The sequence below is a fragment of the Niveispirillum sp. KHB5.9 genome (genome assembly GCF_048066115.1).
In the GTDB taxonomy this organism is placed as follows: domain Bacteria; phylum Pseudomonadota; class Alphaproteobacteria; order Azospirillales; family Azospirillaceae; genus Niveispirillum.
In genome coordinates this window covers 45,880-61,179 of sequence record NZ_JBLTYX010000029.1, presented here as the reverse complement: position 1 = coordinate 61,179, position 15,300 = coordinate 45,880, and the positions used below count along the sequence as shown (strand labels likewise).

At 69.4% G+C, this 15,300-nt stretch carries 14 protein-coding genes and 2 riboswitches; of the genes, 6 read left to right on the top strand and 8 right to left on the bottom strand.

Annotated elements, in window-relative coordinates; all coding sequences use genetic code 11:
- Nucleotides 1-7: 7 nt before the first annotated feature.
- Genes ACM9HJ_RS28475 through ACM9HJ_RS28460 form a run of 4 tightly spaced genes read right to left on the bottom strand, consistent with a single transcriptional unit; the run spans nt 8 to nt 2,697 of the window.
- Nucleotides 8-547 (bottom strand): DUF4166 domain-containing protein, encoded by a 540-nt coding sequence (locus ACM9HJ_RS28475; protein ID WP_416575184.1) that lies wholly within the window; start codon nt 545-547, stop codon nt 8-10.
- Between the two features lie 2 nt (nt 548-549).
- Nucleotides 550-1,020: a DUF2269 family protein gene (locus tag ACM9HJ_RS28470; protein ID WP_416575183.1), complete on the bottom strand. Its 471-nt coding sequence runs from the start codon at nt 1,018-1,020 to the stop codon at nt 550-552.
- On the bottom strand, nt 1,013-2,311 hold the full coding sequence (locus ACM9HJ_RS28465; protein ID WP_416575182.1) for an SDR family oxidoreductase: 1,299 nt from the start codon (nt 2,309-2,311) through the stop codon (nt 1,013-1,015). The genes ACM9HJ_RS28470 and ACM9HJ_RS28465 overlap by 8 nt, the downstream gene beginning before the upstream one ends.
- Nucleotides 2,311-2,697: a hypothetical protein gene (locus ACM9HJ_RS28460; protein WP_416575181.1), complete on the bottom strand. Its 387-nt coding sequence runs from the start codon at nt 2,695-2,697 to the stop codon at nt 2,311-2,313. The genes ACM9HJ_RS28465 and ACM9HJ_RS28460 overlap by 1 nt, the downstream gene beginning before the upstream one ends.
- A 178-nt stretch (nt 2,698-2,875) precedes the next feature.
- Between ACM9HJ_RS28460 and ACM9HJ_RS28455 the strand changes: the two genes are divergently transcribed.
- The 3 genes from ACM9HJ_RS28455 to ACM9HJ_RS28445 are packed head-to-tail and all read left to right on the top strand — an operon-like array spanning nt 2,876 to nt 6,515.
- Nucleotides 2,876-4,720, top strand: a complete 1,845-nt coding sequence (locus ACM9HJ_RS28455; protein ID WP_416575180.1) for an ATP-binding protein — start codon at nt 2,876-2,878, stop codon at nt 4,718-4,720.
- A complete protein-coding gene (locus ACM9HJ_RS28450; RefSeq protein WP_416575179.1) occupies nt 4,717-6,084 on the top strand; it encodes a sigma-54-dependent transcriptional regulator in 1,368 nt (455 codons plus the stop codon). The genes ACM9HJ_RS28455 and ACM9HJ_RS28450 overlap by 4 nt, the downstream gene beginning before the upstream one ends.
- The gene (locus ACM9HJ_RS28445; RefSeq protein WP_416575178.1) at nt 6,081-6,515 is read left to right on the top strand and encodes a thiol-disulfide oxidoreductase DCC family protein; all 435 of its coding nucleotides are present in this window, start codon (nt 6,081-6,083) and stop codon (nt 6,513-6,515) included. The genes ACM9HJ_RS28450 and ACM9HJ_RS28445 overlap by 4 nt, the downstream gene beginning before the upstream one ends.
- Before the next feature lie 8 nt (nt 6,516-6,523).
- On the opposite strand, the gene ACM9HJ_RS28440 is transcribed toward ACM9HJ_RS28445, so the two are convergent.
- On the bottom strand, nt 6,524-6,808 hold the full coding sequence (locus ACM9HJ_RS28440; RefSeq protein ID WP_416575177.1) for a hypothetical protein: 285 nt from the start codon (nt 6,806-6,808) through the stop codon (nt 6,524-6,526).
- A gap of 100 nt (nt 6,809-6,908) precedes the next feature.
- Nucleotides 6,909-7,124, top strand: a riboswitch (cobalamin riboswitch).
- A 35-nt stretch (nt 7,125-7,159) separates the two neighbouring features.
- Between ACM9HJ_RS28440 and cobW the strand changes: the two genes are divergently transcribed.
- Nucleotides 7,160-8,200, top strand: a complete 1,041-nt coding sequence (cobW, locus tag ACM9HJ_RS28435; RefSeq protein WP_416575176.1) for a cobalamin biosynthesis protein CobW — start codon at nt 7,160-7,162, stop codon at nt 8,198-8,200.
- A gap of 6 nt (nt 8,201-8,206) precedes the next feature.
- Complete coding sequence (cobN, locus tag ACM9HJ_RS28430; RefSeq protein WP_416575175.1) at nt 8,207-11,872, top strand: cobaltochelatase subunit CobN; 3,666 nt, start codon at nt 8,207-8,209, stop codon at nt 11,870-11,872.
- Here cobN and ACM9HJ_RS28425 read toward each other — a convergent pair.
- Nucleotides 11,860-12,237 (bottom strand): DUF1636 family protein, encoded by a 378-nt coding sequence (locus ACM9HJ_RS28425; RefSeq protein WP_416575174.1) that lies wholly within the window; start codon nt 12,235-12,237, stop codon nt 11,860-11,862. The genes cobN and ACM9HJ_RS28425 overlap by 13 nt on opposite strands.
- 57 nt (nt 12,238-12,294) lie before the next feature.
- A riboswitch (cobalamin riboswitch) is annotated at nt 12,295-12,513 on the top strand.
- A 34-nt stretch (nt 12,514-12,547) separates the two neighbouring features.
- On the opposite strand from ACM9HJ_RS28425, the gene ACM9HJ_RS28420 reads away from it, so the two are divergent.
- Nucleotides 12,548-13,165, top strand: coding sequence for a HupE/UreJ family protein (locus tag ACM9HJ_RS28420; protein ID WP_416575173.1), 618 nt, complete (start codon nt 12,548-12,550; stop codon nt 13,163-13,165).
- On the opposite strand, the gene ACM9HJ_RS28415 is transcribed toward ACM9HJ_RS28420, so the two are convergent.
- Together ACM9HJ_RS28415 and ACM9HJ_RS28410 are read right to left on the bottom strand one after the other, a co-directional pair.
- Nucleotides 13,156-13,863, bottom strand: coding sequence for a Crp/Fnr family transcriptional regulator (locus ACM9HJ_RS28415; RefSeq protein WP_416575172.1), 708 nt, complete (start codon nt 13,861-13,863; stop codon nt 13,156-13,158). The two genes, ACM9HJ_RS28420 and ACM9HJ_RS28415, sit on opposite strands and share 10 nt — an antisense overlap.
- Nucleotides 13,864-13,919: 56 nt before the next feature.
- Nucleotides 13,920-15,125: an NnrS family protein gene (locus ACM9HJ_RS28410; RefSeq protein ID WP_416575171.1), complete on the bottom strand. Its 1,206-nt coding sequence runs from the start codon at nt 15,123-15,125 to the stop codon at nt 13,920-13,922.
- Nucleotides 15,126-15,300: the final 175 nt, after the last annotated feature.

Genomic DNA, 15,300 nt, shown 5'->3' with positions numbered 1-15,300 from the left:
CAATACCCTATGCGACGCGGCCCCGGTAATGGATCAGCCGGCCCAGCCAGGGCAGGTCGATGGGGATATCGAAACTGAAGGCGTCCTCTTCCTGCCGTTCCACCGCCGGGCAGCGGGGCGCCAGCCAGCGCGGCATGGGCACGCCCAGCGAACGGCAGCCCACCAACGTCAGGTGCAGCGCGTCGGGGGTGGCCGTGACCTGGAAGAGGTTGGTGACCAGCCCCATCCGTTCCACCAGCAGCCCGGCATCGCGGCCTTTGCCTTCGGTCAGGATGCTGGCATAGCGGCGGCCGGCGAAGCGGCGTTCCCAGCGCTCCCCGTCGGCTGTCGCTTCGAAAATGATGGTGACGGGCACGTCGCGGCCGGGTGCCGGCAGGCCCAGCAGAGCGCAGAGCAGCCAGGGGATCGGACCCGGCCTGGTGTCGATCTGGGCCAGACCGGACAGTTCCAGCCGGCCGGTGCGGTCATGGGTACGGCGCACGGCGTCGGGCAGTTGGTCGATGGCGGGGCCCAACAGGCGGCGGAAAAGCGGGATGTCTTGCGTCATGATCAAAGCTCCGGCTTGGCGATCATCAGATAGAAGATGGCGAGCACACCAATGAAGGCGGGCCAGCCCAGGGCGAACCACCAGGCGGCGTAACGGTGGTAAAGCGGCGGCAGGTCGGTATCCGCCGCCAGGGCGGCTTCGGCCATCCGCCGCATGCGGATCTGCAGCCACACCACCGGCAGCCAGCAGGCGCCGACCAGCAGATAGAGCAGGATGGCCGCCAGCAGCCAGCCGCTATCCATCGGATATCCGGTGATATGGGCCAGCCAGACGCCTGTCACCGGCTGGGCGATGACGGCCGGTGTAGTGAAAATCCAGTCGGCCCACACGACATTGCGGTTGACCACGGCGGCTGCCGACAGGTTGCCCGACCGGTTGGCCATCCAACCATGGAAGGCCGTGCCCAGGCCGGTGCCGAACAGCAGGGTGGAGCTGATGATATGGACATATTTCAGCAGGATATAGTCATCCATGCTCCGCCTCCATCGCCATCATGGCCAGCGTGGCGCCGGCCACGGCCAGGTTCTTCGAAATCGCCCCGAACGGGTGCAGCCACAGGTCGGGCAGGTACAGGCTGATCAAGGCCGTGTAGACGGCCATCAGCGCCAGCTGCGCCGCCCCAATGGCGACGGGCCGCCAGCGCAGCAGCAGCGCCAAACCCAGACCCAAATCCAGCAAGGCCCCGCCATAAAGCGCCAGGGTCGCGGATAATCCCGTCAGGCCCAGTGGGGCCAGCAGGGCGTAGCTGCCTTCCACCGGGTAAAGGCCCAGCGAGACGATGCCCGTCCAGATCCAGATGGCGGCCAGCAGCAGGCGGATGGGTGTGGCCAGCGGCAGCAACCGTGCCCGCCAGCGGTCCGCCGCCATGGCGGGATGGCGTGCCAGCGCCTGGGCCAGCGGCCGGGCGGGCCGGCCCAGGAACGCGCGCACGGCGCTGTCATCGCCGACATTGCCCGCCGCCAGCATGGCCAAGCTGTCACGCGAGGCGGGACCAAACCCGAACCTGTCACCCAGTGCCGCTCCCAGGGCCAGCAGCGGCCGGGGCAGGGGCAGGAAGCGGGCGGGCGGCAGGCCCAGCCAGCGGCGCAGCGTCAGGGTCAGCGTATCCGTCGTCATCGGTTCCGGCCCCACCAAGTCCAGCCGGCCCGCGAACGGCTCCCTCCGGTGCAGCAGGCGGATGATGATCACCACCAGATCATCGACATGCAGCGGCTGCACCCGCCAGTCGCCGGGACCCAGGCGCAACGGCAGGGGTGCTGCTGCCAAGGCCGCCAGCATCTCCGTGCTGGCCCCACCGCGTCCGATGACCAGCGACGGGCGCAGCACCGCCCAGTCCATGCGCCCGCCTTCCGGGTCCAGGGAAGCCAGATGGTCGTCGGCGGCCTTCTTGCTGCGATGATAGGCGCTGGTCCCCATTTCGTCCGCCCCAAGGGCCGAGACCTGGATGACACGGCGGACACCGGCGGCAAGGCAGGCATCGAACAGCGCCTTGGCCCCCTGTTCGTGCACGTCATCGAAGCCACCAGCACCATCACGGATCAGACCCGCCAGATTGATGACGGCATCGATGCCGGCCAGCCGGGGCAGCCAGTCGGCCGCCCTGTCACGGGACAGGTCGCATTGCTGCACGGGACAACCGGGGAACAGGCGGCGCAGACGGTCGGGCGAACGGCCGGTGGGGATGATTTCCATCCCTTCATCCCGCAGGTTCGGTAGCAGGTGCCGGCCGACAAAGCCGCCGGCACCAATGATCAGGACACGCATCACGGCATCTCCCGGCGGATGGCGGCGACCACGTCCGGATGGACGGGTTCGGGATAATGGCCATGATTGTTCTCCGGACGCGGCGTACGCGTCCAGACCGCGTATCCCATGCCCAGCAGCGCCAGCACGATACCCCCCACGGCGTAAAAGATGATACCGCGCAGCACCTGCACCGCGTCGCCCTCCAGGTCCATGGCCGACACGGTCAGCAGCGGCACCAGCATGACCATGGCTACCGACCAGATGGTCCAGAAGCGCGAGCGCTGCTCGGTCCCGCACAGTTCACCCAGCAGCACCAGCAGCGGGCGCCATAGCGCGGCCGCCGCCAGGGCCGACAGGGACAGGGTGATGCACCAGCCCAGAAGGGTCAGGGAAAGCGACGTCATGACAGTCTCCGTTGCGTCCTCTCGGGCCAACCCTGTGTCGGCCCTCGGGTCCCTTATTGCGATTGGCATGCCATGTGCTGTTCAGGCGTTGTGAAGGCCGGTTTCCGGTGCTTTCGGCCCGATCGGGCCTGGAGCACTGTTAACGGCGTGAACGGTTCCTGATAGGATACTGTCAACGATGTTTACAGAAACCACGATCCCCGTCCTGTCCTATGTCGCGGCTTTGGCACTGTCGGCCCTGGCCGGCATCGCGCTTGCCCTGCTGCTGTTGCGCAAGGCGGCACCCGTGCCGGGCGCGCGGCTGCTGGCCCTGTTCCTGCTGGGTGTGGCGGTGTGGAGCCTGGGGCAGGCCCTGCCGCCGCTGATCGGGCCGGACAGCGATGCGCTGGTCGGCGTGCTGGTGGCGTTGGCACCGCTGCCATCGGCGGTGTTCGTGCATCTGGTGCTGGCCTTCGTGCGATGCGGGGCGGCGGGGCCGCTGGCGCGCATGGCCTATGGGCTGGCGGGGGCGGCGACATTGCTGGGGCTGCTGGTCGATCCGGGGCGGGTGATGCAGTGGCGCGGCTTTGCCGGGGTCTTCATCCCCAGTGCCGCCGGCTGGGTGGTCGTCGGGGTCTGCGGCCTGCTGTCCATCCTTGGGCATCTGCGGCTGTTCCAGGGCTGGCTGCACCTGACGGGGCAGCGGCGGCGCCAGGCACTGGCCATCGGTGCCTCCAGCCTGGTCGGGCTGGCCAGCCTGACCGGTTTCGCCTTTCCGGCGCTGGGCATCGATGCCTATCCCTGGCCGGTGCTGGGCATGCCGCTTTACGGCGTGGCGCTGGTCTATGGCATCCTGCGCTACCAGCTGATGGATGTGAACCTGTGGGCGCGGCGGACGCTGGTCTGGCTGCTGCTGATGGGGCTGATGGCGGCGGGTGGCACCTTGGTGGGTGTGCTGCCGGTGGTGGCCGGGGGGATGCGCGGCATCCTGGCCGATGGGTTCGTGGAAATCTGGTTGCTGATGCTGCTGATGACAATGGCCGGGGTGGCCGCCATGGCACCGCTGCGCCGGCTGGCCGACCGGCTGGTGTTTCCCGGTGGGGAGGTGCGGGCCGGTAATCTGGCGGAATGGCGGCAGGATCTGGCGCGGCCCACGGATTGGACGGAGTTGCTGGACAAAGCCGCCACCCTGATCGGCGGGCGACTGGGACTGCCCGTCGATGTGCGGCGGGAAGCGGTGGGGTCGGTGCCGGCCCTGGTGCTGTCGCGTGATGAGGCCGGCTGGCGCTGCGATCTGGCCGGCTGGGATGATGCCCCGCCGGGGCCGCGTCATGCCGCCGGCCTGTTCGCGGGCTGTCTGGCCGATGCGGCCGGGCGGCTGGACCATGCCGAGGTCCTGGCCAGGGCGGAGCGCCGGCGCCAGCAGGAGGCGCGGTTGGTGGAACTGGGGCAGCTGGCGGCCACGGTGGCGCATGATCTGCGCAACCCGTTGAACATCATCGCCATGGCCGCGGCCGGCACCGCGCCCGACGTGCGGGCGGAGATCGCGGAGCAGTTGGGTCGTATGGAGATGCTGGTGCGCGACGTGCTGGATTATGCCGGTACGGCGCGGCCGGACCTACACGACATGCCGGTGGCCGATGCCGTGGATATGGCCCTGTCGGGGCTGCCGGGCCTGAAGGTGGAGCGGGAGATCGATCCGGCCCTGACCATCCGCGCCGATCCGCGCCGGCTGCGCCAGGCGCTGGTCAACCTGCTGGAAAATGCCGCCGCCCATGGCACGCGGCTGGCGGTGATCGCGGAGCGCGCGGCGGGAGCGGTGCGCATCATGGTCTGCGATGATGGGCCGGGCGTGCCGGCGGATATCAGCGACCGGCTGTTCCAGCCCTTCGTATCGCGCCGGCCGGGCGGAACGGGCTTGGGGCTGGCCATCGTCGCCCGCATCATGGAGGCCCATGGCGGATCGCCATCGCTGGTGACACGGCCGGGCTGGTCCACCTGCCTGTGCCTGACATTTCCCGATGGGACGGAGGACCGGACATGAGCCAGGCGCGCATCCTGCTGGTGGATGATGAACCGGCCTTCCAGCGCCTGGGGGCGGCCTGGCTGCGCGGCTTCGGGCATGAGGTGGCGGTGGCCGGTGACGGGGCGGCGGCCACCGCCGCGTTCCAAAAGCAGCCGGCCGATCTTGTCCTGCTGGACCTGTCCATGCCGCCGCACCATGACCCGGTGGCAGGGTTGGAACTGATCCCCCGCTTCGCGCCGGCACCGGTGGTGGTGATCACCGGCCATGCCGACCATGCGCTGGCGCTGCGGGCGGTTGAGCGTGGAGCCTGGGACTTCCTGGGCAAGCCGCTGGAACCCGACCTGCTGCGCGTCGTCGTGGAACGGGGGCTGGAGCGCGGGCGGCTGGTGGCGGAGCTACGCCGGCTGCGCGATGCGGCGGGCGGTGCCGATGATCTGGGCATCGTGGGTATCAGCGCCGCCCTGGCACGGCTGCGCGACCTGGTGCGCCGCATCGCGCCCACACAGGTGCCGGTGCTGGTGCTGGGGCCCAGCGGCACGGGCAAGGAACTGGTGGCCCGTGCCCTGCACCAGGGCGGGGGGCGCCGCGACCAGCCCTTCGTTCCCGTCCATTGCGGGGCCATCCCCGCCGAACTGCTGGAAAGCGAGCTGTTCGGCCACCTGAAAGGCAGCTTCACAGGTGCGCATGCCGACCGGCCGGGTCTGGTGGAAACCGCCCATCGCGGCACCCTGTTCCTGGACGAGGTGGGGGAGATGCCGGCACCGATGCAGGTGAAGCTGCTGCGTTTCCTGCAGGAAGGCACCTATCAGCCGGTGGGCGGGCGCGAGCCGCGCAAGGCCGATACCCGTGTCGTCGCCGCCACCCATCGCGACCTGGAGGCGATGGTGGCGGAGGGGCGGTTCCGTGAGGATCTTTATTACCGGCTGCGCGGCATGGTGCTGCGCACCCCGCCCCTGGCCGAACGGCCGGAGGATGTGCCGGTGCTGGCCACCCTGTTCCTGCGCCGCATGGCGGCAGCACCCGCCCGTTTCACGCCCGATGCGCTGGACTGGCTGGCGGGCCGGGAATGGCGCGGCAATGTGCGCGAATTGCGCGCCCTGGTGGAATGTGCCGCCGCCCTGGCCGGACCGGGGGATGGCGGTGAGCGGCTGCTGGATGCCGCCGATCTGGCGTTTGCGGCGGGGGAAGAGGCGGCAGTGCCCGCCGCCGAAGCCCCGCCCACCGGACGACGCACGCTGGAGCATGAGGTGGCGGCCCTGGAGCGCCGCCTGATCATCCAGGCGCTGGAGGAGACGGGCCATAACCACACCCATGCCGCCCGCCTGCTGGGCCTGTCGCGTGTGGGCTTGCTGAAGAAGCTGGACAGGATGGGGCTGCGATGACCACGGAGATGGACCCGGCCGTTCTGGACCGGCTGCTGCGCGGGCCGACCTGCCTGTTCGACGGGGTGTGCAATCTGTGCAACGGATCGGTGCGCTTCATCCTGGCGACGGAGGCGGATCAGGAAATCCTGTTCGCGGCCGTGCAGTCGGCGGCGGGGCAGGCTGTGCTGGCCGCCATCGGCATGCCGCACCTGACCAACAGCTTCGTCTATATCGAGGGTGGGGAGGCATCGTTGCGGTCGAAGGCGGCCTTCCGGCTGGCCCGGCGGCTGCGGGCCCCCTGGTCCTGGGCCAGGGTGTTCGGGCTGCTGCCCCTGGCGCTGACCGACTGGCTCTATGACCGGCTGGCCGATAACCGTTACCGCCTGTTCGGCAAGCGGGAACTCTGTCTGGTGCCGTCACCCGCACAGGCGAAGCGCTTCTTCGACTGAAGGGAGTGTCAGGCGAAGAACAGGTCGCTTCCCTGGAAAGAAGTCTGGAAGGTCACCCGGCGTGACAGGTAGGAATATTGCCCTTCGCCCGCGATGACGGCGTTGCGCAGCGCGTCCAGCGGGGTCGTGCCCCAGACGGTGACCGGCCGCATGAGGGGTTCGAAATGGACCATGCAGGACCAGCCCTTGGTGCCCTGCGCCACCAACCCGTCGATGCGGAACAGGGCCTGGATCTCCTTCGTCCCGTCGTGACAGGTGATGGGGATGGCGACGGAAACCTGCGGCGGCGACATTGCGGACGGACCCTTGGGGAAAGGTGGGGTTATGCACCCTAACAGGCCCGTCGCAGCCTGTCCCACCGCTTTCCCTGTTGCTTCCCGGCACCGGGCCGGGCACGATCCGGCCCGCGACGGTGCCCCGGCGGCCAAGGCCGGGGAGAATAGGGAATGCGGTTCAGGGCCTTACGGCCCGATGCCGCGGCTGCCCCCGCAACTGTAGGCGGTGATGCGCTTCACCCACCCATGCCACTGACCCCGCCAGGGTCGGGAAGGCCGGATAGGGCGCTTTGACCCGCGAGCCAGGAGACCTGCCGGCGCATGTGATGCAATCCAACCCGCCGGGGCGGCGGGCAGAGGAGATGTCCCATGTCGCGTACCCAACCGGCCGGCAAGGTGCCGGCCACCATCGTCACCGGCTTCCTGGGCGCCGGCAAGACCACGCTGATCCGCCATCTGCTGGAGAATGCCGATGGGCGCCGGCTGGCCCTGATCATCAATGAATTCGGCGATGTCGGTGTCGATGGCGCCGTCCTGCGCGGCTGCGGGATCGAAGCCTGTGCGGAGGATGACGTCATCGAACTGGCCAATGGCTGCCTGTGCTGCACCGTGGCCGATGATTTCGTGCCGGCGATCGAGAAGCTGCTGGCCCGGCCACTTCCGCCCGACCATATCATCATCGAAACCAGCGGGCTGGCCCTGCCCAAGCCGCTGGTCCAGGCCTTCAACTGGCCCGACGTGCGCACCCGCGTGACGGTGGATGGCGTCGTCGCCGTGGTGGATGCCGATGCCGTGGCGGCCGGCCGCTTCGCCCCCGATCCCGCCACCCTGGCGGCGCAGCGCGACGCCGCCGGCATCGTCGACCATGACACGCCGGTGATGGAGGTGTTTGAGGACCAGCTGCTGTGCGCCGACCTGATCGTGGTGTCGAAGACCGATCTGGTGGCCCCGGAAACCCTGCCGGCGATCGACGCCCTGGTCCGGGCCGAGGTACCGCGCAGCCGCATCCTGCACGCATCGGAAGGCCGCATCGATCCGCGCGTCCTGCTGGGTGTGGGTGCGGCGGCGGAGGATGATCTGGCCAACCGTCCCAGCCATCATGATGGCGAGGATGACCATGATCATGAGGATTTCACCAGCTTCACCGTCGATATCCCGGCTCAGCCCGACCCGGCGGCGCTGGCGGAAAAGCTGGCGGATGTCGCCGACCGTTTCGCCATCTTGCGCCTGAAGGGCTTTGTCGAGGTGCCGGGCAAGCCTATGCGCCTGCTGGTCCAGGGCGTGGGCGGCCGGGTGCAGGCCGGTTTCGACCGGCTGTGGCGTCCGGGGGAGGAGAAACGGTCGCGGCTGGTGGTGATCGCTGAACACGGTATCGACCAGGATGCGGTGACGCTGGCCCTGGCCGGCTGATCCCCCATGCATCTGCTGCCGACCCGAGAGGTCGATCTAGCGGCACCGCCGACGACCGAGGATCTGGAACAGAGCCCGGCCACGCTGGTGCTGCTGTCCTTTTCCAGCAGCGACCTGTCGGTGACGGCGGCGGCGTGGCGGCGGGAACGCCATCGCCTGCCCGACCTGCGGCTGGCCAACCTGTCGCGGCTGGGCCATCCGCTGTCGGTCGATCTCTATCTGGACAAGGTGGTGGCCGGGTCGAGGCTGGTCATCCTGCGGCTGAATGGCGGGGCGGGGTACTGGCGCTATGGGCTGGAACGGCTGACGGAGACCTGTCGCCACCATGGGGTGATGCTGGCGGCCCTGCCGGGGGAGGATGCGGCCGATGCCGCACTTGATGCAGCAGGCACCGTTCCGCTGCCGGTGGCGCGGCGGCTCTGGTCCTATTTCCAGGAGGGCGGCATCGACAATACCGCCCATATGCTGGCCTATGCCGCCAGCCTGACGGGGCATGGCGCGCAATGGCGGGAGCCGGCGCCGCTGCCCCGCTTCGGTCACTATACGGGCTGGTCGGGGGCGGTGGCGGCGGAGGCGCCGCCCGTGGCCCTGGTCTTCTACCGCTCCCACCTGCAGGCCGGCGATGTGGAGCCCGTGCATGCCATGGCCGATGCGCTGGCGGCGCGCGGGCTGGCGCCGCACCTGTTCCATGCCGCCAGCCTGAAGGATGTGGCGGCGGCACCCTGGCTGGCTGGGGAACTGGCGCGGTTGCGGCCCGCTGTCGTGCTGAATGCCACCGGCTTCTCCGCAATCGCGCCGGGGGCCGACATCTCGCCCCTGGATGCGGCCGATGCGCCGGTGCTGCAGATGGTTCTGTCCATCGGCACACAGGAAGCGTGGCGGGCGGGCACCGCCGGACTGGGGCCGGCCGATCTGGCGATGAATATCGTGCTGCCGGAGATGGATGGGCGTTGCCCCGGCCCGGCCGTGGCCTTCAAGGCGGAAGCTTTGTTCGATCCCGACCTGCAATATGCGCCGGTGGTCAGCCGGCCGCTGCCCGACCGGATCGACGCCCTGGCCGACCGGGTGGCGGCCTGGGCCCTGCTGGCCCGTACGCCCAAGGCCGAAAGGCGGCTGGCGCTGGTCCTGTCCAACTATCCGGGGCGGGGCGGCGTGGGCTATGCCGTGGGGCTGGACACGCCGGCCAGCGTTGGGGCGATCCTGACGGCGTTGGGCGCGGCGGGGTATGATGCGGCCCCGGCGCCGGACGGTATGATGGTGACGCTGGCCGGTCCGGCACCGGATTGGGCGGCGCTGTCGCTGGCGGATTATCGCCTGCTGGCCGGTGATGGGGTTCGCGGGCGTATCAATGGCACCTGGGGAACTGAGGAAAGTGACCCGCTATTCGCCGGGGACGGGTTCCGCTTCCCCGTTGTCCGCTGCGGCAAAGTGCTGGTGGCGGTGCAGCCATCGCGTGGGCATGGACTGCTTTCCAGCAGCCAGCATCACGATCCCGATACCCCGCCCAGCCATGGCTATCTGGCCTTCCATCTCTGGCTGCGCCAGCGCATCGCCATCCATGCCATGGTGCAGGTGGGGGCGCATGGCACGCTGGAATGGCTGCCGGGCAAGGCGGTGGCGCTGTCGGCGGATTGCTGGCCGGAATTGGCGCTGGGATCGGTGCCCTGCCTCTACCCGTTCGTGTTGAACAATCCGGGTGAGGGGGTGCAGGCTCGCCGCCGGCTGGGGGCCGTGCTGGTCGGGCACCTGCCGCCGCCGCCGATGCCGGCGGGGCTGCATGGCGATCTGGCCGCCCTGGAACAGGCGCTGGATGAGTTCGCGCAGGCGGCCAGCCTGGACCCGCGCCGCCTGCCGCCGCTGCGTGACCGTATCCTGGAACTGGCCTGGGGCACGGGCGTGGCGGCCGATCTGGGCTTCACGCCCGATGCCGATCCGGAATCCATGCTGACGCGGCTGGATGCGCATCTCTGCGATATCAAGGATATGCAGATCGGCGACGGGCTGCATGTCTTCGGCCGCCGGCAGGAGGCGAAGGGCGAGGCAAGGCTGCTGGCCGCCCTTGCCCGCTTCCCGCGCGGACGGGGGGAGGGGGCGGACGCCGCCCTGCCGCCGGCCCTGGCGCTGGATATGGACCTGACCGATGATGTCGGCGCCCTGATGTCGGCCCCGCCGGAGTCGTCATGGATACAAGGGATACCCATGGCGTTGGGCGCCTGGGTGGAGGGTGTGCCCCTGACCTGCGGCCGGGTGCGGGCGGGGCTGGAAAGGCTGGCGGCGGCGCTGCTGGACGGTACCGCCCGACCCGATCCCGGCTGGGACCGTGTGCCTTGCATCCTGGCCGGGCTGCATGACCGGATCGCACCACGCATCGCCGCCAGTGCCGATGCGGAGATGGCGGCGCTGCTGGCGGGGCTGGACGGGCGTTTCGTGCGGCCGGGTCCGGGCGGGTCGCCGTCACGCGGCCGGGCCGACACGTTGCCCAGCGGGCGCAACCTGTTTGCACTCGATCCGCGTGCCGTGCCCACGCCCACCGCCTGGGCCCTGGGCTGGAAGGCGGCGGATGGGGTGCTGACCCGGCATTTGCAGGACCAGGGCGATTGGCCCAAGCGGCTGGTGGTCGATTGCTGGGGCAGTCCGGCCCTGCGCACGGGTGGGGAGGATCTGGCCCTGGCCCTGGCGCTGCTGGGCGTGCGCCCCTGCTGGGAGGGGGCGTCGGGCCGGGTGACGGGGATGGAACTGCTGCCGGCCGGAGTGCTAGGCAGACCGCGGGTGGATGTCACCCTGCGCATCTCCGGCCTGTTCCGCGACATGTTTGCCCAGCAGCTGGCGCTGTTCGACCGCGCCGTGGCGGCCGTCGCTGCACTGGCGGAGGGGGAGGACATCAACCCGCTGGCCCTGCATGTGCGGCGGGAGGCGGGGGATCTGGTGGCAACGGGCCTGCCGGTGGATGTGGCCGAACGGCACGCGACGGCGCGTATCTTCGGTGCGGCGGCCGGTGCCTATGACGGGGCCGTGGGCGCGCTGATCGCCGATGGCGGCTGGCATGGACGGTCGGAACTGGGGGCCTCCTATCTGGATGGTTCCTGTCATGCCTATGGGCAAGGGCTGGACGGTGTACCACTGCCCCTGCAATGGCGCCGGCGGGTACAGGGCAGCGACGCCCTGGTGCATGCCCAGGACCATCACGACAATGATATCCTGAACAATGACGGCATGATCGCGTTCGAGGGCGGGTTCGCGGCGGCGGCGGAAAGTCTGGGAGCCGATCCGGCCATTTACCATCTTGATACTGCGGACTCCGAACGAACTACGGTGCGGACCCTGGTGGAGGAAGTGACGCGAACCCTGCGCGGCCGCGCCGCCAACCCGCGCTGGATCGCCGCCATGACGCGCCATGGCTATGCCGGAGCGGCGGAGATGGCGGTGGCCGTGGACAGCGCCTTCGCGCTCGCCGCCCTGGCCGGCGCCGTGCGGTCGCACCAGTTCGACCTGTTGTTCGATGCCTATGTGGCCGATGTCGCGGTGTCGGATTTCCTGCGAGCGGAGAACCCGGCGGCAGCCGGGCACATCGCAACCCGGCTGGAGGAAGCCATGCGCCGCGGCCTCTGGCATCCGCGCCGCAACAGCACACGCGCCGATCTGACCCGGTTGAAGGCCGGTTACGGTGACTGAAGCGGCGGCAGGCGGGCGATAAGGCCTTTTTTCAGGGCCGGCGGTCGCTCGCGCCAGGGCAGCAGCCCGTCCGTCGATACCGCCAGCAGGCGGGCGGCGGCCAGCAGGTCGGCGGGGCCGGTGACGGGATCGATTTCCCCGAACAGATATTGCCAGCGCCCGGCACATTGCAGCGCCACCGAGGGGCCGCGATTGCAATTGCCCAGGCAATCCACCACCTGCACCGCAACGTCACCGGGCTCCACCGCACACAGGCCCTGGGACAGCACCACACCCGGCCGCTGTTCGGGGGGCAGGTCGGGATTGCTTCCCCGGCAGGACCGGCAGACAGAAACGGTGGGGCGGGGGGCGTTCGGGTCGGTCATGGGCCGGCAATAGACCGGTGGCACTCCCGCTTGTCAACCATGCCGGGTCCGGTCCATAGTGCCGCCGCTTCCAACGGTTGCCGGTTTCAATACCGGCATGAAAAGGGAACGCGGGACGGGCCGGACCTCCACCAGCCTTGCGCCGCGGCTGCCCCCGCAACTGTGAGCGGCGAGCATCATGTCCATCATGCCACTGGCCCCTTCAAGGCCGGGAAGGCGGATCGGGTGCGCCATCAGCCGCAAGCCAGGAGACCTGCCGGTGGAACCATAGCCAAGACCGTCCTCGGAGGGAGGACGCAAAGGAGGAAGTATGTCGCTTCTGTTCCGCCGCGCCACGGCCTGCGGCGCCGCCTTGTCCAGTGTCGTCCTGGCTGCCAGCCCGGCCTTCGCCCATCACATGATGGATGGCGAAATGCCCGCCACCTTCACCCAGGGTCTGCTGTCCGGCCTGGGCCATCCGATCATCGGGCCGGACCATCTGGCCTTCATCCTGGCCGCCGGTCTGGCCGTGGCCGTTGCCCGGCTGCCCCTGATGCTGCCGGTGCTGTTCGTGGCCTTGTCCTGCCTGGGCGTGGGCGTGCATGTCGCAGGCATGAACCTGCCGGCGGCAGAGATCGTCGTGGGCCTGTCGGTGCTGGTGGCCGGCGGGGCGATCGCCAGCGGCCGGGCCCTGCCCGTGGCGGCCTGGGCCGTGCTGTTCGCGATTGCCGGCCTGTTCCATGGCTACGCTTACGGTGAGTCGATCTTCGGGGCGGAGACGACGCCGATCGTGGTCTACCTGCTGGGGCTGGCGGTGATCCAGTCGGTGATCGCGCTGGGTGCGGCGCTGCTGCTGCGTCACCGCGCTTGGATCGCCGGCAAGCTGCCGCGCCTGCTGGGCGGGGCGGTTGCCCTGGTCGGGCTGGCGGCGTTGGCCGGTCAGGTCTGAGCGGGCAAGTCTTCCGCGATGGCGACAAGCGCCTCGGCTTTCACCACCACGATATGCTGACGCGCGCCGGCGGTGACGCCGGCACTTTCCCAGGCGGACAGGATGCGGCTGACCGTGTGCAGGGTGGTGCCGGTCAGCTCCGCCAGATCCTGGCGGGTGAGGGGGAAGTCGATCTCCACCCCGACTTCCACCGCCCGCCCGGCCTGCCGCGCCAACCGCAGCAGCGTATAGGCGACGCGGCGTTCCACCCGCTGGGTGGATAATTGCCTGACGCGGGTGTGCATATCTTCCAGCCGGTTGCCCAGCATAGCCATGGTGTTCAGGGCGATGCGCGGGTGGGCCAGCATCAGTGCCTTCATGCTGTCCACCGACCAGACCAGTTCCACGCTGTCGGTGACGGCGATGGCGTCGCCGGGATATCCGGACAGGAACATGGCGAGCGTGCCATACATCTCCCCCGGCCCCACGAACTGCACCACCACCTGCTGCCCGTCGGGACCGGTCTGCTGGATCTTGATGCGCCCGTCGATCAGGGCGTGGCAGGTGGTGGCCACGTCGCCCTGCTTGAAGACGATGCTGCCCTTGGGCACCAGCCGCGCCTGGCCCTGCGCCATCACCGCGCCCAGGACCTGTTCATCCAGGCCCGCGAACATCTGCATGGCGCGCAGCAGGGAAGGATCGGGCTTGGGCTTTTCCATGGGGTCATCATACCGGCTTGCGGAAGCGGCCAGCATAGACGAAACGCCATGGGCTTTCACCCTGGCCGACCATCGGCGCGCGGCAGGACCAGGATCGGAGCATAGACCAGCAGGTAAAGCCCGAAAGCCGCCAGCCAGCAGGTGCCGGCGATGGCATGGGCCAGCATCGGGTCGGGCAGGACGGGTGCCGCCACCCGCACGCCCGCCGCCAGCGTCAGCAGCAGATAGGTCGCCACCGTGGGCCTTGCCGCCACGATATCGCGGCCGGTATGGCCCAGTGCCGCGCGCGACATCACGGCCAGGATCATGGTGGCGAAGGCGCCCGCCGTGATGGCATGCGTCCAGGCCTGCCCCAGCCCGATCCCCACCAGCAGCCAGGCCGCCTTTAGCAGCAGCCCCACCGGTATCCAGGCATAGGCCAGGTGCAGCACCCACAGGATCGGCTGGCCCAGGGTCTTCAGCCCATGCCAGCGCGACAGGCGCAGCCCATGGGCGATGGCGGCCACCAGGGCGGCGATGCCGGGCAGGATACCGTCAGGCTGCACCATGTCGGCCACGACCATCAGCACGATGCCGGCCAGCGCCGCCCTGTCGACCCAGCCGAAGGGGGCGATCTCCACGGGTCGTCCGATCCGGCGCAGGGCGCTGCTGGTGAAGGAGGGGACGATGCGGCCACCGATCAGCGACACCATCAGCAACACCATGCCGATGCCCAGCGCCTTGCCATGGGTCCAGGCCCCCGCCAGCAGGTTCAGCCGGTCCAGGTGGTAGAGCGCTCCGGCCACCGTCAGGAACCCCAGCAACAACACCAGCACATAATTGCGCTTCGTCCGCGCCTTGATGATCGACGGCAGGACCAGGGCGGCCAGGGAAGGGAAGAAGGCCAGATCGATGATCGCGGCCGGTACCGCCGGCAGCGGCGCCAGCGGGTTCAGCGCCAGCCGGCCGGCCAGCCACAGGCCGGCCAAGGCCATCAGCCGTCCGCCGGCAAAGCCGCGCTCCCCCGTCCAGTTCGGCACCGCCGTCAGCAGGAAGCCGGCGATGGCGGCCGCAGCGAAGCCGAACAGCATCTCATGCGCATGCCAGGCCACGGGATCGCCCAGCCCCTGTGGCCTGGCACCGGTGCGCAACACGATCAGCCACGAGGTGACGGCGGCCACGGCATGCAGCCCCGCCGCCAGGAAGAAGGGCCGGAACCCATAGGCGAAAAGCGCCAGCCGGGCGGGCGGTGGAGACGAGATATCTTCAAAACGGGCGGACATTCCGGGGCCTCGGGGGCTATAAGGACAAGCCCCATCCTAGGCCGGGACGCATCGATCGAATTTGCGCCAGCGCAAACAGAATCATGCGGGCGGGGAACGGTTGGGACCCGTCGGCATCATTTCTGTTGCCAAAAATTATCATACTAATCATACCCAGGTAACGATCTCAGATAAT

Bases quoted from the DNA above. Each gene is read 5' to 3' on its own strand.
- ACM9HJ_RS28475 (WP_416575184.1), bottom strand. From the start codon at position 547: ATGACGCAAGACATCCCGCTTTTCCGCCGCCTGTTGGGCCCCGCCATC.
- ACM9HJ_RS28470 (WP_416575183.1), bottom strand. From the start codon at position 1,020: ATGGATGACTATATCCTGCTGAAATATGTCCATATCATCAGCTCCACC.
- ACM9HJ_RS28465 (WP_416575182.1), bottom strand. From the start codon at position 2,311: ATGCGTGTCCTGATCATTGGTGCCGGCGGCTTTGTCGGCCGGCACCTG.
- ACM9HJ_RS28460 (WP_416575181.1), bottom strand. From the start codon at position 2,697: ATGACGTCGCTTTCCCTGACCCTTCTGGGCTGGTGCATCACCCTGTCC.
- ACM9HJ_RS28455 (WP_416575180.1), top strand. From the start codon at position 2,876: ATGTTTACAGAAACCACGATCCCCGTCCTGTCCTATGTCGCGGCTTTG.
- ACM9HJ_RS28450 (WP_416575179.1), top strand. From the start codon at position 4,717: ATGAGCCAGGCGCGCATCCTGCTGGTGGATGATGAACCGGCCTTCCAG.
- ACM9HJ_RS28445 (WP_416575178.1), top strand. From the start codon at position 6,081: ATGACCACGGAGATGGACCCGGCCGTTCTGGACCGGCTGCTGCGCGGG.
- ACM9HJ_RS28440 (WP_416575177.1), bottom strand. From the start codon at position 6,808: ATGTCGCCGCCGCAGGTTTCCGTCGCCATCCCCATCACCTGTCACGAC.
- cobW (WP_416575176.1), top strand. From the start codon at position 7,160: ATGTCGCGTACCCAACCGGCCGGCAAGGTGCCGGCCACCATCGTCACC.
- cobN (WP_416575175.1), top strand. From the start codon at position 8,207: ATGCATCTGCTGCCGACCCGAGAGGTCGATCTAGCGGCACCGCCGACG.
- ACM9HJ_RS28425 (WP_416575174.1), bottom strand. From the start codon at position 12,237: ATGACCGACCCGAACGCCCCCCGCCCCACCGTTTCTGTCTGCCGGTCC.
- ACM9HJ_RS28420 (WP_416575173.1), top strand. From the start codon at position 12,548: ATGTCGCTTCTGTTCCGCCGCGCCACGGCCTGCGGCGCCGCCTTGTCC.
- ACM9HJ_RS28415 (WP_416575172.1), bottom strand. From the start codon at position 13,863: ATGGAAAAGCCCAAGCCCGATCCTTCCCTGCTGCGCGCCATGCAGATG.
- ACM9HJ_RS28410 (WP_416575171.1), bottom strand. From the start codon at position 15,125: ATGTCCGCCCGTTTTGAAGATATCTCGTCTCCACCGCCCGCCCGGCTG.